At 51.0% G+C, this 21,435-nt stretch carries 17 protein-coding genes; 8 read left to right on the top strand and 9 right to left on the bottom strand.

Translation table 11 applies throughout. The features are described 5' to 3' along the window. Positions 1–51: 51 nt before the first annotated feature. Both HOV93_RS03385 and HOV93_RS03380 read left to right on the top strand, forming a co-directional pair. Positions 52–1,290: a DmpA family aminopeptidase gene (locus HOV93_RS03385; RefSeq protein ID WP_207395064.1), complete on the top strand. Its 1,239-nt coding sequence runs from the start codon at positions 52–54 to the stop codon at positions 1,288–1,290. A 59-nt stretch (positions 1,291–1,349) separates the two neighbouring features. Next, a complete protein-coding gene (locus HOV93_RS03380) occupies positions 1,350–2,417 on the top strand; it encodes a serine hydrolase domain-containing protein (protein ID WP_207395063.1) in 1,068 nt (355 codons plus the stop codon). A gap of 79 nt (positions 2,418–2,496) precedes the next feature. Here the strand turns inward: HOV93_RS03380 and HOV93_RS03375 are convergent, their stop codons facing one another. From HOV93_RS03375 to HOV93_RS03365, 3 genes are all read right to left on the bottom strand, one after another. Further along, positions 2,497–3,378 (bottom strand): hypothetical protein, encoded by an 882-nt coding sequence (locus tag HOV93_RS03375; protein ID WP_207395062.1) that lies wholly within the window; start codon positions 3,376–3,378, stop codon positions 2,497–2,499. Positions 3,379–3,438: 60 nt separating this feature from the next. Next, positions 3,439–3,858, bottom strand: coding sequence for a carboxypeptidase-like regulatory domain-containing protein (locus HOV93_RS03370; protein WP_207395061.1), 420 nt, complete (start codon positions 3,856–3,858; stop codon positions 3,439–3,441). 133 nt (positions 3,859–3,991) lie between these two features. Continuing rightward, positions 3,992–4,981: a DUF1559 domain-containing protein gene (locus tag HOV93_RS03365; protein ID WP_207395060.1), complete on the bottom strand. Its 990-nt coding sequence runs from the start codon at positions 4,979–4,981 to the stop codon at positions 3,992–3,994. 503 nt (positions 4,982–5,484) lie between these two features. Here HOV93_RS03365 and HOV93_RS03360 point away from each other — a divergent pair. After that, positions 5,485–7,950 carry an amidohydrolase family protein gene (locus HOV93_RS03360; RefSeq protein WP_207395059.1) on the top strand — a complete coding sequence of 822 codons (2,466 nt, stop codon included), beginning with the start codon at positions 5,485–5,487 and terminating at the stop codon, positions 7,948–7,950. A gap of 81 nt (positions 7,951–8,031) precedes the next feature. On the opposite strand, the gene HOV93_RS03355 is transcribed toward HOV93_RS03360, so the two are convergent. The 6 genes from HOV93_RS03355 to HOV93_RS03330 form a co-directional block, all read right to left on the bottom strand. Beyond that, positions 8,032–8,835 (bottom strand): cyanophycinase, encoded by an 804-nt coding sequence (locus tag HOV93_RS03355; protein WP_207395058.1) that lies wholly within the window; start codon positions 8,833–8,835, stop codon positions 8,032–8,034. A 101-nt stretch (positions 8,836–8,936) separates the two neighbouring features. Next, positions 8,937–9,344 carry a carboxypeptidase-like regulatory domain-containing protein gene (locus tag HOV93_RS03350; protein WP_207395057.1) on the bottom strand — a complete coding sequence of 136 codons (408 nt, stop codon included), beginning with the start codon at positions 9,342–9,344 and terminating at the stop codon, positions 8,937–8,939. 119 nt (positions 9,345–9,463) lie between these two features. Further along, a complete protein-coding gene (locus tag HOV93_RS03345; RefSeq protein ID WP_207395056.1) occupies positions 9,464–10,417 on the bottom strand; it encodes a DUF1559 domain-containing protein in 954 nt (317 codons plus the stop codon). Positions 10,418–10,600: 183 nt separating this feature from the next. Further along, entirely contained in the window at positions 10,601–12,202 is a 1,602-nt protein-coding gene (locus HOV93_RS03340) for an N-acyl-D-amino-acid deacylase family protein (protein WP_207395055.1), read from the bottom strand. A 47-nt stretch (positions 12,203–12,249) separates the two neighbouring features. Continuing rightward, positions 12,250–13,569, bottom strand: coding sequence for an NAD(P)/FAD-dependent oxidoreductase (locus HOV93_RS03335; RefSeq protein WP_207395054.1), 1,320 nt, complete (start codon positions 13,567–13,569; stop codon positions 12,250–12,252). 117 nt (positions 13,570–13,686) lie between these two features. Continuing rightward, complete coding sequence (locus HOV93_RS03330; RefSeq protein ID WP_207395053.1) at positions 13,687–14,826, bottom strand: AraC family transcriptional regulator; 1,140 nt, start codon at positions 14,824–14,826, stop codon at positions 13,687–13,689. 279 nt (positions 14,827–15,105) lie between these two features. On the opposite strand from HOV93_RS03330, the gene HOV93_RS03325 reads away from it, so the two are divergent. The 5 genes from HOV93_RS03325 to HOV93_RS03305 all read left to right on the top strand — a co-directional run bounded on the left by HOV93_RS03325 (position 15,106) and on the right by HOV93_RS03305 (position 21,284). Next, positions 15,106–16,149, top strand: coding sequence for an isoaspartyl peptidase/L-asparaginase family protein (locus HOV93_RS03325; protein ID WP_207395052.1), 1,044 nt, complete (start codon positions 15,106–15,108; stop codon positions 16,147–16,149). A gap of 61 nt (positions 16,150–16,210) precedes the next feature. After that, the gene (locus tag HOV93_RS03320; RefSeq protein WP_207395051.1) at positions 16,211–17,194 is read left to right on the top strand and encodes a hypothetical protein; all 984 of its coding nucleotides are present in this window, start codon (positions 16,211–16,213) and stop codon (positions 17,192–17,194) included. Between the two features lie 223 nt (positions 17,195–17,417). Further along, complete coding sequence (locus HOV93_RS03315; protein WP_207395050.1) at positions 17,418–18,338, top strand: D-alanyl-D-alanine carboxypeptidase family protein; 921 nt, start codon at positions 17,418–17,420, stop codon at positions 18,336–18,338. 119 nt (positions 18,339–18,457) lie between these two features. Continuing rightward, positions 18,458–19,675 (top strand): dipeptidase, encoded by a 1,218-nt coding sequence (locus HOV93_RS03310; protein WP_207395049.1) that lies wholly within the window; start codon positions 18,458–18,460, stop codon positions 19,673–19,675. Positions 19,676–19,820: 145 nt separating this feature from the next. Then, complete coding sequence (locus HOV93_RS03305; protein ID WP_315853337.1) at positions 19,821–21,284, top strand: efflux RND transporter permease subunit; 1,464 nt, start codon at positions 19,821–19,823, stop codon at positions 21,282–21,284. Positions 21,285–21,435 lie beyond the last annotated feature (151 nt).

The following is a 21,435-nucleotide window of genomic DNA, read 5'->3' as shown; positions in this document are numbered from 1 at the left end:
GAAGGGTTCTTTCCGAACGAGTATTTCTAAATATTCCCTGAACGAAGTGACATGGTATTTACTGTTTTGTTAGACAAAATCGCGTTCTATTCCTGCTGTCGTGAAGCACTTCAGCTGATGCAAGTCTTGCTGAGTGTATTGGGAGTGACGAGCTGCTTGTCCGGAGGGTTGATTAGCGCCCAAGACCTGGAACCGAGACCTAGGGCACGAGAGGTGGGAATTACTCCGGGAGTATTCGCTCCAGGAAAATGGAACGCGATAACCGACGTACCGGATGTACGCGTCGGACAAGTCACTCTGATACAAGGCGACGCTGTTCGCAGTGGAGTTACTGCGATTGTTCCGCACCGGGAGAATCTTTTCCAGTCGAAGACGCCCGCCGCTGTTTTCGTGGGAAATGCTTTCGGCAAACTGGCTGGTTCAACGCAGGTGGAGGAACTAGGAACCATTGAAACACCGATTATTCTAACGAACACACTGTCAGTAGGTACGGCGGTTGAAGCTGTGGTGAAATGGACCCTTGAACAACCGGGCAATGAACGAATCCGTAGCGTGAATGCGATAGTGGGAGAGACCAACGATGGCCGGCTCAACGATATACGTGGGCAACACGTCACGGGGCAGAACTTCATTCAGGCCATTGAATCGATACAGGAGGGACCGGTTGAAGAAGGGAATGTAGGCGCTGGTACTGGTTGCGAGGCGTTCGGCTGGAAAGGTGGAATTGGGACTTCTAGTCGCGTATTGCCTAAACGTTACGGAGGCTACACTGTCGGGGTGCTCGTCCAGGCAAACTATGGTGGAGTTCTGCAGATGGATGGATTGCCGGTTGGAAAGCTCTTTAAGCAACATGCCTATTTCGAGAAGCCCGAACGGAATTCACCTGCTCCAACGAGTCCAGGGGACGGCTCTTGCATGATCGTTGTCGCCACAAACGCTCCACTTGATGCTCGTAATCTGAAACGCATCGCAGCACGTGCCGTCTTCGCGCTGGCGCGCACAGGGTCTTCGTATTCCAACGGAAGTGGCGACTACGCAATCGCATTTTCATCGCATCCAGATGTGCGGAGTCACTATGGATCGAGCAAAGTTGAAAAGCAACCAACCGTACCCAATCAAGCCATGTCGCCACTGTTTCAGGCAACACTCGAAGCAACCGAAGAAGCTGTCTATAACGCACTACTGAAGGCCACGACGATGACTGGAAGGAACGGTCGAACAACCGAGGCAATTCCTTTGGCCCCTCTTCGCAGTTTCATTCAACGTCAGAAAGCTCTCTTCGCTGAGTAACCTCATTGGTATCCCATCAATCGTTTTAGTGCTCACTTTGAACATTCTCGAGAGAACTCATGATTCTTCGGTGTACCCATTTACTTATAGCTACAATTCTTAGTTTCGCAATTTCCTTACCTTTGCTTTCAGAGATGCCGAAATGGCAGCAAGCCTCGGAAAGACTAGACTCTCTTACTCCAAAGTTATTGCAGCAACATCAAGTGCCCGGAGCATCCATTGCCCTCATTGAACATGGGGAAATCATTTGGGCCAAGGCTTATGGCGTGACAAACGCATTAACTCAGGAGCCAGTTACCGTAGAAACGGTTTTCGAGGCTTGCTCCATGAGTAAGCCGGTGTTTACCTATGCAGTGCTCAAGCTCGTCGAGCAAGGAAAACTAGAACTCGATCGCCCGTTGGTGGACTACATGGAAAAGCCATATCTGTCCGACGAACCACTGCACCGTATAATCACAGCCCGAATGGTGTTCTCACACACATCCGGTTTCCCTAATTGGCGGAGGGGTAAGAAACTATCCGTTGCCTTCGAACCTGGGACAAGTTATCGCTACTCTGGAGAGGGTTTTCTATTCTTACAAAAAGCTGTGGAGAGGATCGTAGACGAACCACTTGAACCTTGGATTCAGCAGTCGCTACTTCAGCCGCTTATGATGGCAGATAGCAGCTTCATTTGGCAAACACAATATAAGGAAAAGGCAGCTGCTGGCCATGACTCCGATGGCAAGGTCAAGGGAAAACGCCGACACTACGAGAAACCCAATTCAGCCTATACGTTGTACACAACACCTTCGGACTACGCTCGTTTTCTCGTAGAGATGTTGAGAAGTGACCGGGCCGCTCGCCATTCGCTCAAATCCGGCACAATCGAGAATATGCTGACGCCTCAGATTACATTGCCAGATAATGAAGACAGAGCGCGCGGTCTAGGATGGGTTCTCAAGACTGGTGTTACCCCGGTAGTTGCCTATCATTCAGGTTCCAATGGTACAGGCTTCCGTTGCAACAGTCAGTTCGATCCGAAGACGAACGTAGGAGTGGTCATCATGACCAACGGTGTAAATGGTCGAAAGGTGTGGCAAGCTGTTATGGAGGTACTCGAAGAGGACCTGTTCGTTCGACCGTAATGCCAGTTCATTTGATCAAACGTGTAGGCCTATCTCTAACACCTATGCGCGCACTTAGGTTCACCGGCGAAATGGTTATTTACCCAGAGTCTCGCTTAAGAATCTGACCCGCTGCTGGAGCCATCTTGGTATTACTATGAGAGACTCCAGGCACGGTTTGCAGTTGCCAATGGAACTCGACATTTAGGTCCTCGGCAAGTCGCTTTCCTGATTCAAAAAACGTCTTACCTCGTTCCAGTCGATGCTTTCCTTGCAGCATTGCTTCCGGCGTTGATCGAAGTTGCTTGTGGTTTGAATCGGTATCTGCCTCACCCAGCAACACGACCAGTGGTTTACCGAGTGCGAGACGTAATTGGGAAGTGTTTGCTCCGATGCCAGCAAGACCATAGGGATAGCCAACGGTGAGATCCGGCATGGCGTACCAACCAGCGTTGGCAGCGATCGCCAATTCGACCCGAGCATTGGGATTGAGCAAGAGCATCCGGTGAACAAACTGGCCGCCACCGGAGTGGCCATAGATACTGTAACGTGTCGCACGAAGCTCATTCTCGTGGACAACGTGATCGAAGATTCTCTCGACGGCCATCAGCGACCATAATGAACGTTTGCGGAGATCACCCTGTTTGGTTAAGACGTAGCCCTGCTGGTAAAGCCTGCTGGAAGGGTAGGCTTGATCAGAAAACTCCGGCACAAGCAAAAGTAAGTTCTGGGCATCGGCGATATCGATCCAGGCATCACGATAGCCATCTGCGTTGCGTCCCACCCCGTGCATGATGAAGAGCACTCGTCCGTCTTTTGCAAAGTCTGGCGGTTGATAATACCAGACCTTGATGGGACGGTCGGCGTTTCCCTGCTGGTCAGTGAACTCGAAGACGCCTTTGCCTGAGCCAAACTCAGCCCAGGCCGGTTGGGCGGTCGCAGCGAAAAGAATTACGCAATAGGAGAGAAGATTTCGCAACACAGCTTAGTTTCTGTTCTCATTGGTCAATAAAAAATATCCGCCGCGTTCGAGGGCACTTCTTTACGACTCCGCCGCTCCATCTCCCGAATCTGCCTTGAGTTTCGATTTGCCAGGATTCTTGCTAAGGTCAAAGTCAAATGAATTAGCTTCTTCTCGACTCACCGTGATCGTTTCGACTCCCCTCTGGTCGTACGTTTTTGGAACTGTAGAGCCCTTAATGTTACGGATCTTGACGGTGTAGTCACCAGGAGCCACACCCTCTCCATAACGACGCGTTGCAAGCAGGTACTTCCCCTCGGCATCGGTGATGCCAAATGCCATGGGATTTGATTGAGACGTAAAGGCCACTTCCACGTTGGGTACCGGTTGTCCTTCCAAGCGGACTACCCCAGATACGGTAACGCGTGTAATCTGCTGGCGTGAACAACCCACCGTCAGACTCGAAGCCACTATAGTTGCAATTACAATTAAGCGAGTCACGGAATGATCCTTCTAGCGGATATGAATCGGTATGAAAACATTTATTGCGAGAGCGAAAGTGCCAGATTGAACGCGGATGCGGCAATCTGGCACTAAGGTGATGATACTTGGATGGCGAACTTACCAACGAAACTTAGAATTCGCCAACCACTTCGCCATCGTCGCGTGCTCCCAAACGATTCACGATGTAGCCATCAATATTCTCAGGTAGAAATCGTACACTGCCATCTCCCAAGACAAACTGAGCACCGCCTGGGTGGTGCGAACCGAACGAATAGATACTTTCTCCGTTAGGCATATAGAACCTGGATGCAGTTCCAGACCCGGTGACTCCACGAAACGTGCTCATCGTGTTGTAGCCGGAAGGCGACCCGGAACTCGAAGCACCATTACTGGTGATGCCAATCCAAATCGAACCTTTGTAATCCATAGGATCTCCGGTACCCTCGTCGATGGTTCCGTTTGTCCCATAGGCACATTCACCAATCATGACCGTGTTGGTTGTTCCATCAGTGATATCGCGGAACTTCACGTCGCTATTTGCACCGAACATGCCATTTTCTGAGCCGGGACAACTTCCGGCGAAGTACCCGCTGCATATGTCGTCCGAGTAGTTGTATTGCATATTTCGGTCACCAAAGACACCCTTGTAGGAAGAAAGGCCATGGGCTGGGGAAGTGGAAGAACTAGGCACCGCTTCATTCAGAGTCCCGCCAGGCATACTAGGGCAACGGTAGCCGTCAATCTGTGCTTGCGAATACTGCAAAATGTCAGCATCGTCGGACGCATGTCGCTCGTGAACGCGTAGTCCTTCAAAGCGAGCATCTTGTTCCATCTGCGGTAACAGCATCACTCCCCAGGCCCAGCCTGGGCCGTGTCGCGAGCTAGAAACACCATCTGGGCGTTTGTAGAACGCTGCCGGAAAGCAGCCGTAGACGTCGTGATAATTGTGCATTGCCAAACCAATTTGCTTCAGATTGTTGGAGCATTGGATTCGACGTGCAGCTTCTCGAGCTTGTTGAACAGCTGGCAACAGTAATGCGATGAGAACGCCAATAATGGCGATCACAACAAGTAATTCAACTAAGGTAAACCCACGCATCGTTCTGGATCGATGAGCCATGAGAAATTCCTTTACTTCAAGGCGGAAGAAATAATGTGAAAGAACGCATGCATGATTTAAAGGGGTGGGATACTCACGAAAGGTGAGCGAGTTTCAGGATACATTCCGACTAAATTCAAACAATGACAAATCGCGCACATAAGCTTCCAAATCGCGCTACATTCTCTCGAGCAACCGATTCGTTCGTTTCAGAACACTTCGTAAGTTTGAATCATGTCTCACTCGAATGGGCACCGTTGTCGCTTACATTAGTGGCATCTATCTACAACCGTATCACCACATCGCCAGCGGGTCTGATGCGCGTTTGGGCAAGAAGGATGCGCTTTACTCCATTCTCTAGGGCTGTTGATCGGTTAGGATGCATAAGATCCCCGTTTGGGCGTCGTTTAATGTCGTCGGATTGCCAATTGATCTATCCGCTCAATGCCGTTTGATCTGAAACAATATGCCAATCAATCGGTATCGTTCTCAGACTTTCATTGTTGTTACCTTTCGTAAATCACATGAAGTATCATTTCTTAAGCTCGACGTGGCTCATGGTCGCACTTTGTGCGTTTGTTTGGGTTAAGAGTGTTTCGACCATTCACGCGGAAGAAACTGCGACCAGCCTTTCAGAAGCAATCCAGAAAGAGCTAACGGGCATTCCCAGTGCCACTGACGTGGGGATCTGGGTTGGTCAAAAGGATGGCCGTACTGTCTTTGAGCTTCATGCTGATCAGGTCATGCCCACAGCAAGCTCGATAAAAGTAGCGATCCTGATTGAGCTATTTGCTGAGTTTGAATCGCAGCTTGATTCTCCACTTTCGGGTGTTGCTGAGATCCTTGAAGATGCCAAGCACCCGGCTTTCCAACACTTCACCAGCGATCAACGTGAACAAGTTGCTGCGGCACTTGGTAATGCGACTGTCGCGGAAATTGGATGGCGTATGATTCATACGGAGAATGCTCCGAATCGTGTCTACAACGGGGCTTCTAACTTGGCGATCTCGTTGCTTGGCGGGCCTCAGGCTTTGACTGACAAGATCCGAACACGGCACCCCCAAGCAAAGAAGATCGCGGTCAATCGATACATGCTTGCCGATCGAAATGAAAATGGGGACAACATTGCAACATCGCGAGATCTAGGTGTGATTCTGTCCGCTCTGGCATCCGGCGATTGCCCCGGAATCAAGCCAAAGACGCTCAAACGAATCGCTGGTGTTTTGCAAAGTAAAAGTAATAAGCAGCTCCAAGCCTATCGCAAAGGGGGCTCACTTCGCTCGTATCCTCTCACGAAGGTGGAGTCAGGTTGGAATGAACAAGGCGATCAGGCATTGGTGTTTGTCATTATGGCAGCGTTCCCTAAATCGAATTCCCTTGATGAACCCGGCTTGAAGTACAGTGAACTAGGAGATTTGACCAGTCAATTGCAGTCCCTTGTAGAGCGTCATCTCGTTTCGGTCGACGCGGACATCTTTTTGAGCAATGCGACGCTTTACCTCGGCGATGGAAACGCACCTGAACGCGGTAACGTGGCGATCAAGGACGATAAAATCGTAGGGGTTGGAGCGTTCCTTCCGGGGAAAATCAAAATGCAAGTGGATTGCAGCGGTTTGGCGATTAGTCCAGGCTTTATTGACTTACACAATCACAGCGATCGTCCCATTCTTCGTTCAACAACACGATCCGCGGCGAATTACCTGACCCAAGGCTGCACGACCATCGTGACCGGTAATTGCGGTTCTGGATGGGTCGACGTAGACGAGTTCTATACCAAAATTGACGAAAAGGGTGCCGGCGTCAACGTCGCTCATTTGCTGCCCCAAGGTGCCCTGCGATCTCGTGTTGTGGGTCGCGAGAATCGCAAAGCGAGTTCAGATGAACTAGAAGAAATGCGCGAGCTCGCAGTAAAAGCAATGAAGGAGGGGGCATGGGGAATGTCGACAGGACTGATTTACGTTCCTAGTTCCTATGCGGACACCAACGAGCTTGTCGCCATCTCTCAAGTCATTTCGCAGTACGGTGGTATCTATGCCAGTCACATGCGAGGGGAGGGGACTAACCTTCTGGAATCCGTCGACGAAATCCTCTCCATAGGACGTCGCGCGAGCATCCCGGTACATATCTCTCACTTTAAGTCGAGCGGGAAAGACTCTTGGGGGCTTGTCCGCATAGCCATCAAAAATGTGCAGAAGGCACTGGCAGACGGGCAACTGGTGACGGCCGACCAGTATCCCTATGCGGCTTCCAGCACCTCACTCAAGGCATCGCTCGTTCCTGCCTGGGCACGGTCAGGCAGTCGCGACGATCGATTGAAACGAATGAAAGCAGACACGGCCGAAGGGGAGCGTATTCGAGCGTCAATTCGGCGCAATCTGGAGCTCAACGACAATGGTCATCGAATTCAGATTGCTAGTTGCTCCTGGCACCCCGAATGGGCCGGAAGGCGGCTTGACGAAATCGCTGAAGAAATGCAGGTCTCGCCGTTTGAGCTTGCTTTACAGATTTTAGAGAAGAGCGGAGCGTCGGTCGTCAAGCATAACATCAGCGAAGATGACGTTAGATACATCATGTCGATGCCTTGGGTGGCGACTGCTTCGGACGGTTCAGCAAGGATTCCTACGGCCTCTGTTCCGCATCCGCGTAGCTTTGGCACGTTTTCACGAAAACTAGGCCGCTATGCCGTTGCTGAAAAAACGATACCGCTAGAGCAAGCCGTTCGGAGCTCTACAGGCCTTCCGGCCGATATCCTTGGACTTGACGACCGTGGTTACATCCGGGTTGGGGCCGTGGCCGATCTCGCTGTCTGGAAGGCCGAAGACTTTCGGGATACGGCTACTTTCTTAAATCCGAGTCGATACTCGGAAGGAATTCATTATGTGCTTGTCAACGGAACCTTCGCCATTCATGAAGGTCGACTGACAGGCGCGTTAGCAGGCAAGGCTCTTCGCCATCCTTCCGAAGAGACCAAGTCCGACCATTCGCGATAGAAGAAGCCAACCTGGATTCACAAGCATGTACACGTTTGCCGACGTGTTGCGTAAAGCGGCTTTTCTTAACCCGGCCTCGATTTAAGGGGACATTGGGGCCGGGCTTTCGGCATTTCCAATGGTGAACTTTTCGCCGTCTTGATACGTGAGGATGTTTAGAGGTTTGTTAATCCCGGTCCCTAGGATCACGGTAACAGTAGACTCCCCTAAAACACGGCAGCGATTGCCATGGACCTCGATTGCCGTAGACTCGTCGATGCCAACTCCAATTTGATCCGGGTGCTTTCCAACAGCGTACAGAAGACGATTCATTCGATTGCGCGCTAGAAAGTGTTGATCGATGATCACACCAGGCAGAAGGTCAAAGCCCTGTTCCATTCTAGGGATCGGGTAGCTCCCGGCAATCATCACAGGTGACTGAATCGCAGCACCTGCCGACGTTCCTCCGACGACGCACCCGCGATGAACAAGGGCTTTTAACTCTTGTTCAACCCGGGTTCCCTCGTAAGCTTTTGCCAAGCGAGATTGAAGTCCACCACTAATCCAAACGGCCGTTGCCTCTTTAAGGGGAGCAACAAAAACATCGCTATTGGCTTCGTCGCGTTTCGAGGTGTGCAGCACTTGGACGTCTGCAATACCCCTCTTTTTCCAGCGATCAATAATCGTTTGATCCGAGTCGGGGGAACCGCTAGCGGTGGGGATAACAATCAGGCGTGCTTCCGAGCCGCCTGCCAATTCGACGAATCGGGAAATAATCTGATCGGTTAGTCTACCGCCACCAACCACAATTAAGTGACCATCTGCTGATTCTTCTGACTGCGCGCTTGCTACGGCGGTCATAGCTAAGATGAACGCGACGCACGTAATTGATTTGAGACAGACCATGATACGAAAATATCCCTTACCGCAACAAAGAGTGGCTTGGGCTGGCTCCTAAAGAACTCGCCCGCTTTAAGAAAATTGACTTGCTAGGCTGCTTACTGAGATTACATAGCTTGGGAGTCTAGCTCGATATCAACGACGTTGCTTCCGCTAGCAATTGCTTTTGAAGTAGGGACATCGTTGAACTTTTTAACATCTTTGCGCAGCTTGATACCAGCACCCTCATCTTCCGGCAGCATAATTCCGAGTGTCAACTGGTACTCGCCGGTGGGGAGGTCTCGATTGCCACGTCCATAGAAGACTCGATATTGCCCTTGTGAATTGCTGATACCGGATCCTTCGACGGAAATCGTCGAATCGCGGAAAATAACCTCAACTCCCTTGACGGGCTTGCCATCTGCCGTGACGGTACCTTCGATGGTGCCGGTTGCCGCCGAGCAACCAAACAATGAAGTGGTCAGCAAGAGACCAAGTAAATTCAATACGCGAACTTTGTTAAATTGTTGATACATTGGCTTGTCAGTGAACTGAGGGCGTTGCAGAAACAGGCATTTGGTACCTGCGTTTGTTAAGGGCCGCCCGAGCGGCGATCGTGCCGGCTCGGGCAAGATTATGAAGTGGGCTTCGCAGCCTAGTACTCGCTAACGACGTTGCCATCGTTTCGCCAAACCATGTAGCGATATGTGTAGTAGTGCTCGATGGTTTCCGAGACAAACTGCACGGAACCATCGCCCAGCAATATATTCACGCCGCCTGGGTGTAGACTACTTACGCCACGACCATTATAGGTGTTTGACTCGTCATCATAAGAAGCGACATAGTCGTGGTTGGGACGATAGACCGCATGGGTCAACGTTCGATAGGGGCGGTGAGAATTTGTCCGGCTGGCAACACCCGCCCAAACAGCAGCACCAAAATTTGTTGTGTGGCCGCTACTCGAAGGACCAACTTTGCTCGCATCTCGTTCACCTACGAAGAACGTGTTGGACGTCCCGTCGGTAATGTCACGGAACTTAAGATACGAACCACCAAAGAACGTACCATGCGCATCGTTATTGTTGCGAAGCGTCACCGAGGTGTCGCCTGCTCCGCCGTAAGCAACGTAATTCGATGTTCCGGGATAAAAGTGATTCGTCGCCCCAAAAGTAAACTCGTGGGCATCGCCGGCGACATCAGAGGGGCAACGATAAGCGTCAATTTGCATTTGCAGCAGTTGCTGGTCTTCTGCTGTGTAGCCTGAGTGATATCGATCTCGAAGCGGAATATGATTGGGATCAAGTTCTTCGAATAGATTGTTGAGTTCCAAGAATGGCAAAATGGCGACAGCCCAGCCATAGATCGGTTCGAGGGCATGCGAAGAGTCTACGTCCTGGTAGCCGGCAGGCAGGCAGCCAAAAGTATCGTGATAATTGTGCAGGGCCAGACCAATCTGCTTGAGATTATTGTTGCACTGCATCCGCCGAGCAGCTTCTCGAGCTTGTTGGACTGCTGGCAACAAGAGAGCGATCAAAACACCAATAATGGCAATTACAACCAAGAGTTCGACAAGGGTAAAACCCGATCGTCGAAATGTCGTCGATGACATACCTTTACCTCATGCGTTTAATACGGATGAACTGAAAATGAGATTGAAGATCTTCGTGGGGAGAAGTCTTCCGCATGCATGACGTTGTGGCGTTTTAGTTTAACATCGACATCACCTCATCCCGAGGGATCAATGCGCAAAAGAATTGGCTCGTTGCGCATTTCTATGCCGATTGGGAATTCTCTACTTTGTGGGTGTCATTTGGGTTTCCTCCTTCTGTCGTTTACGGAGTGCTTTTCCGGCCAACGCCCCGGTGGGTACCCTTTCACTTACGGCGACCTTGCCGTTCACAAAAACGTATTGGATGCCTTCTGAATAGTGGTTGGGCTCATCGAAGGTGGCCTTATCGATTAACTTGTCTGGATCAAACACGACGATATCTGCTGCCATGCCGGGCTTTAAGTAGCCGCGGTCTGAAAAGCCTATAATATCTGCCGGGAGCCCAGTAGCGCTACGAATCGCATGTTCCAAAGGAATGACCTCTTCTCGCAGCGCATAGTACCCCAGCTTTCGTGGAAACGTACCAAAGCCTCGCGGGTGGGGGCGGCTCGCACTGGGAAGACGCGTCGAAGCATCGGATGCAGTAGCCACCCAAGGGCGTTTCATGATTTGCCGTACGTCGTCTTCGCTCATCGCAAAACTGACGATGCTGGCACCACTGCCACGGACTATCTTCTCGGCAATGGCCAGCGAAGTGGAACCTTCGGCCTCGGCAATATGTTTCAGATTTTGCCCAGCGTACTTGGGGTATGATGAACAGCGGACAATAAAGATTCGCTCGCCGTCGCTGATGTCGGCCAGCTTCTTGGTAACTTCAGCCCTGATCTTGGCGGCCAGTTCGGGGTCATCAAGGCGATCTGCTAGTTTCGATCTACCTCCGGAGCGTGCCCAGCCTGGAAATAAAATGGGCGTGAGTGACGTGCTGAGAGCCGTGTAGGGGTACTGGTCGGCCGTAACGCGTTGATTCTGTGTGCGCGCCTCTTCGATCGTACGAATTGCCAAATGGGCACTACCCCAGTTCGATGTACCGGCTGACTTGATGTGAGAGATGTGAACGGGACAGCCAGACTCTTTGCCAATCCGAATTGCTTCTTCAATCGCAGGCAGAAGCTCAGCTTCCTCGTTGCGAATGTGGCTGGCATAGATTCCGTCTTGAAGTGAAACGAGTTTTGCTAAGTCAATCAGTTCCTCGGTTGGAGTAAAAATACCCGGCGAGTAGATCAAACCGGTTGACATTCCCCAGGCGCCATCTTTCATCGCCTGCTGGACCATGTCCCGCATTTGCTGCAATTCTTCCTTGGTGGCTTCTCGGTCTTCGTTGCCCACAACATAGCGCCGAAGCGTTCCTTGCGGAATCAGATGAGCAACGTTCGTACCAGCTCCGACTTCGTCAATCTCATCATAAAATCTACCGACCAATCGTTTTCCGCCACCGCAGTTGCCGGTGACCGACGTTGTGCAGCCTTGCATGAGATAATTGACGCAAGCTCGTCGAGTCGATGAGACAACCCCCGAGTCGCTATGCGTATGCAAATCAATAAATCCTGGACAGACGATCAAGCCCTGGGCATCGATTGTCCAGGTCGCTTCCGGCGGTTGTCCGTCGCCAACCGCTGTAATCTTGCCGTTGTCGACTGCGACAAAGCCAACCACTGGGGAACTGCCTGACCCGTCATAGATGGTTGCGCCCGTGAGGACCAAGTCGTCCTTAGCCTTAGCTGAAATCACGATGGAGAGGACTAGTAATAGCGGCCCTATATAGCGGGATCGTCGTGCGATCTTCATGCTTTCTCTTTCGGTGTAAGAGGTTCCATATGGATACAAACGAGGAACTAAAAACGGCTGGGGCGATAGGGGTGGGGGTCGAGATGAGGCGTTTGACCGGTCATCATTTCTGAAATCATTTTGCCGGTTGCCGTGGCCATCGAAAGACCTAGCATACTATGACCAGCGGCAAGCCAAACGTTGCCGTATCGGGGGACACGGCCAATCAGCGGGATTTCATCACAACTCATGGGCCGCCATCCGTACCAACGTTCGACAACGGGATTACGAATGGGGTCGTGCAGGTAGTATTTGGCAGTGTCTGTCAGCAATTGGAGCCGATCTTCCCGGAGTGATGAGTCGTACCCTGCGAATTCCATGGTCGAACCGATCCGAAGAGCACTAGAGGTCGGCGAAATGCCAACCTTATGGTCCTCGAAGAGCATCGGATATTTCGGGCAGATTTCAGGACGTTGCATAGTAATCGAGTAGCCTTTGCCAGGCTCTACCGGAATCCGGGCTTTTAGCTTTCGCTGGATCATTCGTGACCAGGCGCCCGTGGCAAAGATCACCTGATCCGCTTCGATTCGACCTTGATTCGTTTCAATGGCATGGGCGTTATTTCCTGTCGTTTCCAAGTCGTAGAACTCGCAGTTCTCACGGATTTCAACATCCTGTTCTTCCAGCAGACTTCGCCACGATTTCATAAGTAGGTGAGGGCGAAGGTGAGCATCTCCCTCAAACATCCAAGCGCCGCAGGCAACCTCTCTTAACGCCGGCTCGCGTCGGAGAAGCTCGGCTTGATCGAGTCGTTCAAAGCTCGCACCAAACTCGTCGACGATCAATTGATTGGTCTTCTCGAACGACTCGAAGTGTTTGCGGTCACTATGGACGAACATTAATCCGACCGTTTCCCACTCGCAGTCTCCTAAGCGACCGTCGTCTATCATCGACTGGTATAACGTGCGCGAAGATTGGAGAAGCCCGTGACGTGCATGACCTGCTTCAATCATATTGGCTTGATTGCAACGCAGGGCGAACTTGAGTAGCCACCACCACATCTTCATATCGAGGCGAGCACGGATCTTGAAAGGGGAGTTTCGTGAAAACAAGGTCTTCAGTGAAGAAAGCACTGCGCCGGGACGACAAAGCGGAAGAATGTGACTGGGGGAAACGTATCCACAGTTTCCGTGCGAACATGCGTTGCCAAAGGTCCCTTGGTCGATAACGACTACCGGACTTCCTTGCATTGCCAGGTAGTAGGCGCATGCTGCGCCGACAACACCGCCACCGACGACAACGATTGGCTTCTGTCCCTGGCCGACTGTGCGTTCGTGTTTGGTTTCAGAATTGAGGTTATCTTTAATCGACTTCGAAGCAACTACCATCGCTCAACTCGTCCTAAACAAAGACTATATTTCCTACTTGCTTCGATTGTGTGTGCTTCGATTTAGAGTGACAATATGCGGCTGCGCAAATAGATTGGGCGACTGCGCAGAATCATTTCATCGCCGTTTGCGTAGATCGGTTGGACGAATTCCGTGATATTTCCGGAAGGCATGGGCCAACTCAACACCACTGGAAAAGCCGCATTTGATCGCGATAACCGAGGTGGCCAAGGTCGTCTCGATTAGCAACTGGCGCGCATGATCTAGGCGAACTCGACGGATTTCTTCGGCGATCGATCGCCCCAACAACGTGCGAAACTTCTGTTCCAACCGTCGTCTTGAGATGGGGACGACTTCCAAAATGTCTTTGACACGGATGTTTTCGCACGCCCTGGCACGAATGAATCTCAATACTTCAGCAAGTTCCTGATCCGAAACGGCTAAGATCTCGGTCGAATGGCGGGGAATCACTCGTAGCGGAGCAATACAAGTGGGCTGATTGGGCGGTGTCTTTCCGTTAATCAGTTCGTTAAGCAAGAGACAGGCCTCTTGGCCAATCTGATAGCAATCCAGTTCGATACTTGAAATCGGAGGAAAGGCAATCGAGCAAAGTAGGTCATCTGTGTCTCCAGCTAGAATCCCAACTTCGTCCGGCACGCGAATATCCTCCCACTGGCAAATCTCAGCAAGCTGGCGAGCCGGGACAGGGTCGGGGGAGAAAACCGCCAAAGGCAAGGGACGTTGTCGAATCCAATCGGCTACCTTTCGGGAATCGGCGAGCCAACCAAAGTTTTCACCACACGAATCAAGGAAATCAAAACAAGGAAACCCTGCTTGCTCAACTACTTCCTGAAACAACTGGGAACGCCAATCCGGATATCGATTGACCTTGGGGGCATAGGTTGCGAAGTGCTGGAAGTTCATGTCCCGAAAGTGATTGAAAGCCATCGAGACCCTAAGATGGTCGTCCGTTACGACGCGTCCAACATCGCTGACATCCTGAAGTAACGCATCAACATCGACGACCGGGACCTTGGCGCCACGGAGGTGATCGACCATCGCTGTGTCGCGTAGCATAGCGATCACGCCGTCACCATTCCACTGAGGTGGCAAGCGTAATCGACCGTCGTAGTCACGAGGCGAGATCACCAAAGACCACCGTGCAGATTGAGCGTAGCGGGCAATCGACTCGACGACGTTCCGCCCCCAACTATCGTAGGTTTCAACGAGAACAGCGACGGAACGATTACTCGACATAAACTGGCAATATCCAAGGGAATGTGTTGTCAGGGCTTTAGCGCCAAAAGGGAAAATCAAACCGTGAAACGATTCGATCGGCGTAGCCTAGATTAGTCCTTTGATTTTACGAGCCAATGCCATATTGCGCATTGTCGCAGGAAAAATGCGCAATATTGCATTGTTGCATTGGTCAGCAGGACTAGATTTGTAGGGGAGATACGCCACGCGTTCTTACCCGTGACGCTATTCTACAGATGTCACGCTTCTTCCGAATAAGTCGGTATTAAAGGCACCTACATGCATTGGTCACACTCAATTTTTTGTTTTAGCTTGCTTGTCTGTGGGACGCTACAGGCCGAGAAACCACGTTGGGCAATTGCATTGCATGGCGGGGCAGGAACTGTTTCAAAAGAAATCTCACAAGAGCGACTCCAAAAGTATAAAGGGGCCCTCGAAAAAGCGTTGCATGAGGGGGAATCGATTCTAGAATCTGGCGGTTCGGCACTTGATGCAGTCGAGCGAACCGTCATGGTATTAGAAAATGCGTCTTGTTTTAACGCAGGGAAGGGGGCCGTATTCAACGCAGAAGGCTTTCATCAAATGGATGCCTCGATCATGGACGGACAAGATCTATCGTGTGGTGCTGTTTCGGCAGTGGAGAGGATTCGCAATCCAATTCAAGCTGCCAGATTGGTGATGGAGAAAACACCGCATGTCTTGTTGACATCAAAAGGAGCAGAAGAATTTGCCAAAGCTCAGAGTGTCGCCTTCGTCTCCCCAGACTACTTTTACGATGCAACACGATGGAAACAATTGCAACGGAAACTTCGAAAGTCAGGTCGGCCGGCAATCGAGGCTCCAAGTTATCCTCTGCCCGCGACAGTAAGCCAGATTGGCGATCCAAGCGACATGGCTATTTCTCGCGGAACGGTCGGCTGCGTGGCGCTCGATCAGCATGGCAATCTTGCAGCAGCGACCAGTACCGGGGGCATGACGGGTAAAATGGTAGGACGCGTTGGTGACGCGCCTATCATTGGAGCCGGGACTTACGCTGACAATAAAGGGTGCGCCATCAGCGCGACAGGAAGTGGGGAAGAGTATATCCGCAATGCGATTGCAGCGCAAGTGAATTGGCGGATGAGGTATGCGAATCAGTCGCTATCAGAGGCGACGCAGGCGTGTATTAACGACGTGCTTAAACCGGGTGAAGGTGGAGTGATTGCGATTGATGGTCATGGGAATATCTCTCTTGAGTACAACACAGGTTCCATGAGTCGAGCCTGGGCTGATTCCACTGGTAGCCGTGGCACCGCAATCTGGGAAGACAAGTTTGGTGAGTAAGTCCTATTGCTCGGACGGACCAAACGGTTATCCGCGCGACTATATTCGAAGATTCGAGCATATGCCGAAACCGCGAGTTATTGGAATCGTTCTCGCAGTGCTAATTGGAGGTTCATTCGAACAAGCTTTGGCGAATAATGATCCCCCGGAGCTGGAGTGTCATTTCATCGCAGGCAACTTTCGGATCCTTTACACCTTAGAGGGCAAATCATCCGTATCCAAGCAGGACCAGGATCAATCCGGTGTGCCGGATCGTATTGAAAATCTGGCTCGTCAGCTTAACGTTGCCTATCGACTTTATTGCGAAGTGCTCGAGTTTCCGGACCCGCTTCAGTCTTCCCGCTTCAAAGAAGCGACGTGCATTCAGGTTGTCGTGCATCATCGAGAGAATGGTAACGGAACCGCATACGATGAACTCAGCCGGGCTCGTCCCATCCTAGGTGAGAGCCCTGAAGAAAAGGTTCTGGTGATATCCATTGGTACGCACGTCGACCCAATTCACAACGTAACGCCGGCCCACGAGCTGTTCCACCTGATTCAATATGGAGCTACCTATTTCAAAAATCGATGGTACCTGGAAGGAATGACCCGTTGGGCTGAACATGGCATTAGTAGTCAGGCAATCGGGGATATTCGCTACGATCTTGACGGTCCTTGGCCGCAAAGTAGCGACGAACAAGCCAAGCTTTTTTATCGTTCCTACGATGCAGAGTACACGCTATGGAACCCTATTGCCGCCGTGACTGATGACGCAGAAATTCTTCCTCGGTCGACCCCGTTGCGCGAACTTGCGTCGGTACGATACTCCGATGGAACCCCGGTGATGGAAGACCTTAAATTGCGTGGCGCTGCGGTGATGCGTGATGTACTAGTCGAACTGCGCCGACTTGATGATATAGCCTTCCAAGAGCTTAGCTACCAGCGATGGAGCGAGGCGAATCAGGTCTCAGAGAACAACAATCGCTATATCTATCAAGGCATCATGAGATCACTAAAAAGACATGGGGGCAATGTTGTGGGAGATCAAAGTGAAGGTGTGCCCTAGCGACAGCGACCTGTTAGTTTTTGGAGAAACTCGTTGAAAGGGCACTGCTGACGTGATTGACAGCAAAAGTCGATAAGCAGCGATGACTATCTATACGGAGCAGCAGATAGTGCAATCATAGTAAGTAGTGTCATTGAGTATACTTGACTTTCGGAAATCTAGTGAACGCGAATCGTTGGTGCCGCTTGTAGCATAAAAGGATATTAATCAAATGGTGTTTTGTATGCAGTCTATGACGCCTGCTGTGATTGTGTCAGCAGTGCTATGCCTTGGTGCCACAGGGCATGCGGCGATGCCTGAGGTAACCAGTCCCAAGAGACCAGCAGATCCGTTGTACGGTCCTCCGTTTGTCACGTGTAAAGCATGGGTTATCGCCAATGAACAAACCGGAGAAATCCTGGCTGGTGAGAATCAAGATGAACAGCGGAATCCGGCAAGTATTACGAAAATCATGACCGCACTGATCGTATTAAGGCTTGCTGAACAGTCGCCTGATGTCTGGAACGAAACCGTCACATTCACTGAAAAGGCGGATAAGACGCCTGGTTCAACCTCTGCGGTGCGTACAGGGGAGAGCTTGTCGGTGCGAGAATTACTTTATGGTTTGCTACTGCCGTCTGGGAATGATGCCTCCGTGGCCTTCGCTGAGCACTTTGGTCCTAGATTGGCGAAGGAGGAGGAATCGGGGTATGACGCATTTATTAGAACGATGTGCGAGACAGCCCTGCAGTTAGGTATGAACCAAACTAGCTATCGCAATCCGCATGGGCTCACAAAAGAAGGCCATCTAACGACGGCTGCTGACATGATTAAGTTGACTCGCAAGGCGATGGAATACGAAACGTTCCGAGAGACCGTTAGTACACGTCGCCATCTGGCGCTAGTGAAAAGTCCAGAAGGTGGAAAAAGAGAGATCACCTGGAAAAACACAAATCGTTTTCTAGACCAAGAAGGCTACCTCGGCGTGAAGACAGGGACCACTGGTGCGGCAGGTGCGTGCCTGGTGTCGTGTGCCGAACGCCGAGGACAGCGACTGATTTTGGTGGTGCTAGGTGCATCCAGTAGCGATGCGAGATACGTTGATTCACGTAATTTGTATCGTTGGACCTGGAATGAGATTGCAAACGATAGTAGTGACGAATGAAAAGGCTCAATGCCAGATTGAAGAGCGTCAATATTAGGTCCATTTAATTTTGTTTAAAACAATATGATGTTCGATTGAGGTGCGATATGAGTGTTGTTGGTCAATGCATTGTAAGAGTAATGATGCCTATATTTGGCTTCGTAATTGCAAACGCTGCGAACGCCGAGGAGCCTCGCGTTAAGATTTCTGAGACCGCTCGTGAAATTCACGCGAAAAGCATTGTGATCGACGGTCACAACGACTTGCCTTGGAAGATTCGCACCAAGAGTAACAGCGAATTTAAAATACTGGATATCGCTAAGACGCAACCGAAGCTACACACCGATCTTCCTCGTTTGAAAGCAGGCGGCGTCGGTGCTCAGTTCTGGTCTGTATGGGTTCCGGTGTCTCTTGGCTATAAAGGTACAGCTCTTTTGACCACCATCGAACAGATTGAACTGGTTAAGAAAATGGTGACAGTCTATCCTGATCAACTCGAAATGGCGAAGACTGTAGCCGACATCCGACGAATATACGGTGAAGGAAAGATCGCGTCGCTGATTGGTGTAGAGGGAGGACACTGCATTGAGAACTCGATCAGCAACCTGAACCACCTGTTCGATCTGGGGGCTCGATATATGACGGTCACCCATAACGATAGTCTTGACTGGGCGGACTCGGCAACGGATACATCGAAGTCGAACGGTCTCAGTCCATTCGGCAAAGAAGTGATTCTTCGGATGAACCGGTTGGGCATGATGGTCGATATCTCTCACGTCTCGGCGAAGACCATGCATGACGTTCTAGATACAAGCCAAGCTCCGGTTATCTTTTCTCACTCCTCAGCCCGTGCTGTGGCCAATTCGCCTCGTAACGTTCCGGACGACGTACTAAAGCGGATTCCGGAACATGATGGCGTCGTAATGGTGAATTACTTTTCCGCCTTTGTGGTTCCCAAAGCAGCGGAAGTCTACCAGGCCGGGCTAGACTACAAGCGAGACTTGCAGAAAGAGCATGATTCGGCCAAGGTAAATCAATTGTATAATCGCTGGAAAAGTGAGCATCCGATGCCTGCCGGTGATATTGCCGACGTGCTGGATCACATAGATCACCTGACCAAAGTAGCAGGCTGGCGGCACGTGGGAATAGGATCCGATTATGATGGTGTTGGTATGGTTCCGATAGGACTGGACGATGTAAGCACCTATCCACGAATCACCCAGGGTCTGCTTGATCGTGGCTATACCGAGGAACAAATCCAAGGCATCCTCGGTGAGAACTTGCTCCGCGTGATGGAGAAGGTTGAGCAGACTGCTCAAAGCTTGGGATACCAAGTCGATCATCCCTCTTCTCCTTGATCCATGCTCCTTGTTCTATTATCCGATATTGACCTGCTCCCTCGAATGAAAGCAGGTTTTAGTGATAGTCTGAAATCACTCTTCCCATAGATGATTTGCATCTTGTGCCCGTGGTCAGTGCCTCTGTGAACTGCGCGGGCGTATCGTGTTGAAAATCTCTCAAGCGATCAATGTGCAGAACCTGATACTTCCTTCAGGTTCGGTAAAAATCGGGACGCATGAAATGAACGTACGCCTCAACGGTAGTCCTGAAGCCGCAGAGGCTATTGGCGATTTGCCAATAAAATCAATCGGCAATCGTACGGTATGCGTTCGCGACGTGGCAACGGTCCGAGATGGATTCGCACCGCAAACCAACATCGTACACGTCGATGGAAAACGTGGGGTTCTCCAGCCGATTTTAAAATCAAGTGGGTCGACTCTCGATATTGTGCAAGGAGTCTCGGACCGGCTTCCTGCGGTACTAGCCACTTTACCGGAAGAGATGAAAGTTACCTTATTAGCAGATCAGTCCGTCTTTGTCCGTCATGCGGTTCATGGTGTGCTTGTCGAAGCAGGAATCGCTGCAAGTTTGACGGGGGCGATGATCCTACTTTTCTTAGGGTCGTGGCGCAGTACTTTGATTATTGTGATCTCGATCCCACTTGCCATCTTGGCATCGATTACGATTCTAGGAGCCTTGGGCCATTCTCTGAATGTGATGAGGCTCGGCGGTTTGGCCCTAGCCGTGGGAATCTTAGTCGATGATGCGACCGTTGAGATTGAAAACATCCACCGCAACTTGCACATGGGAAAAGGGCTCACGACTTCGATCTTAGAAGGGGCTCAGCAGATCGCCATGCCAGCGTTTGTATCGACCGTGTGTATCTGCATTGTGTTCTTGCCCGTCGGTTTTATTACCGGTGCAGCACGCGCATTATTCGTGCCTATGGCCTTAGCGGTCGTCTTTGCCATGTTTGCCAGTTACTTGTTAAGTCGAACGCTCGTACCGACGATGTCGCGGTACCTTTTGGCCGCTGAATTAAAGCAGCATGCCCAAGGCGATGAGCAACGGAGTGCTGGATTCTTCGGGAGCCTTCACGTTGGATTTAATTCGATGTTTGATGGAATGAAATCCTTTTATCGAATCGGACTCGCATGGATGCTGGCTCACCGCCTGGTTGTCTTGATTCTATTTGTCGTACTTACCGCCGGCTCGTTCCTGCTAGTCGGCCAGGACTTCTTTCCTTCGGTCGACTCAGGGCAGATTCGACTTCACGTTCGCGCACTTGCGGGAACACGGGGCGAAGAGACAGAGCGGTACTTTGCCCAAGTAGTTGATACGATTTATGAAGTCGTTCCGGAAGAGGAAATCGAGTCAATCATCGATAACATTGGCATTCCCAACAGCGGGATCAACCTTGCCCTAAGCGATGGTACCTTAATGTCTTCCGCAGCTGGAGAAATCCTTATCTCCCTTGGCCACGAACGAACTTCGACGGAGTCCCATAAAAAGAATCTCCGGCGAGAACTGCAGCGTCGCTTTCCAGAGCTTCAGTTCTTCTATAAACCACCTGACATTATCTCCCAAGTTCTTAACTTCGGGTTATCAATACGCGATGGAAGTTGATATCGTCAAAGTGACACTCGCCCCCACGGCTAACGCATACTAAGTCGTTGGCAGGCCTATGATTTCCGCTAGGAAGTTCACGTTCCAGCCTGCCATACGCCGCCGCATCACGATGCTTTCCTTGCTTTTCTGCTGTTTGATCAAGCTGATC

Origin of the sequence: Bremerella alba, assembly GCF_013618625.1 — a bacterium.
GTDB lineage: Bacteria > Planctomycetota > Planctomycetia > Pirellulales > Pirellulaceae > Bremerella > Bremerella alba.
The sequence above is the reverse complement of the archived record's forward strand: the minus strand, read 5'-3'. Positions and strand labels throughout refer to the sequence as shown.

Bases quoted from the DNA above. Each gene is read 5' to 3' on its own strand.
- HOV93_RS03385 (WP_207395064.1), top strand. From the start codon at position 52: ATGGTATTTACTGTTTTGTTAGACAAAATCGCGTTCTATTCCTGCTGT.
- HOV93_RS03380 (WP_207395063.1), top strand. From the start codon at position 1,350: ATGATTCTTCGGTGTACCCATTTACTTATAGCTACAATTCTTAGTTTC.
- HOV93_RS03365 (WP_207395060.1), bottom strand. From the start codon at position 4,981: ATGGCTCATCGATCCAGAACGATGCGTGGGTTTACCTTAGTTGAATTA.
- HOV93_RS03360 (WP_207395059.1), top strand. From the start codon at position 5,485: ATGAAGTATCATTTCTTAAGCTCGACGTGGCTCATGGTCGCACTTTGT.
- HOV93_RS03355 (WP_207395058.1), bottom strand. From the start codon at position 8,835: ATGGTCTGTCTCAAATCAATTACGTGCGTCGCGTTCATCTTAGCTATG.
- HOV93_RS03350 (WP_207395057.1), bottom strand. From the start codon at position 9,344: ATGTATCAACAATTTAACAAAGTTCGCGTATTGAATTTACTTGGTCTC.
- HOV93_RS03345 (WP_207395056.1), bottom strand. From the start codon at position 10,417: ATGTCATCGACGACATTTCGACGATCGGGTTTTACCCTTGTCGAACTC.
- HOV93_RS03340 (WP_207395055.1), bottom strand. From the start codon at position 12,202: ATGAAGATCGCACGACGATCCCGCTATATAGGGCCGCTATTACTAGTC.
- HOV93_RS03335 (WP_207395054.1), bottom strand. From the start codon at position 13,569: ATGGTAGTTGCTTCGAAGTCGATTAAAGATAACCTCAATTCTGAAACC.
- HOV93_RS03330 (WP_207395053.1), bottom strand. From the start codon at position 14,826: ATGTCGAGTAATCGTTCCGTCGCTGTTCTCGTTGAAACCTACGATAGT.
- HOV93_RS03325 (WP_207395052.1), top strand. From the start codon at position 15,106: ATGCATTGGTCACACTCAATTTTTTGTTTTAGCTTGCTTGTCTGTGGG.
- HOV93_RS03320 (WP_207395051.1), top strand. From the start codon at position 16,211: ATGCCGAAACCGCGAGTTATTGGAATCGTTCTCGCAGTGCTAATTGGA.
- HOV93_RS03315 (WP_207395050.1), top strand. From the start codon at position 17,418: ATGCAGTCTATGACGCCTGCTGTGATTGTGTCAGCAGTGCTATGCCTT.
- HOV93_RS03310 (WP_207395049.1), top strand. From the start codon at position 18,458: ATGATGCCTATATTTGGCTTCGTAATTGCAAACGCTGCGAACGCCGAG.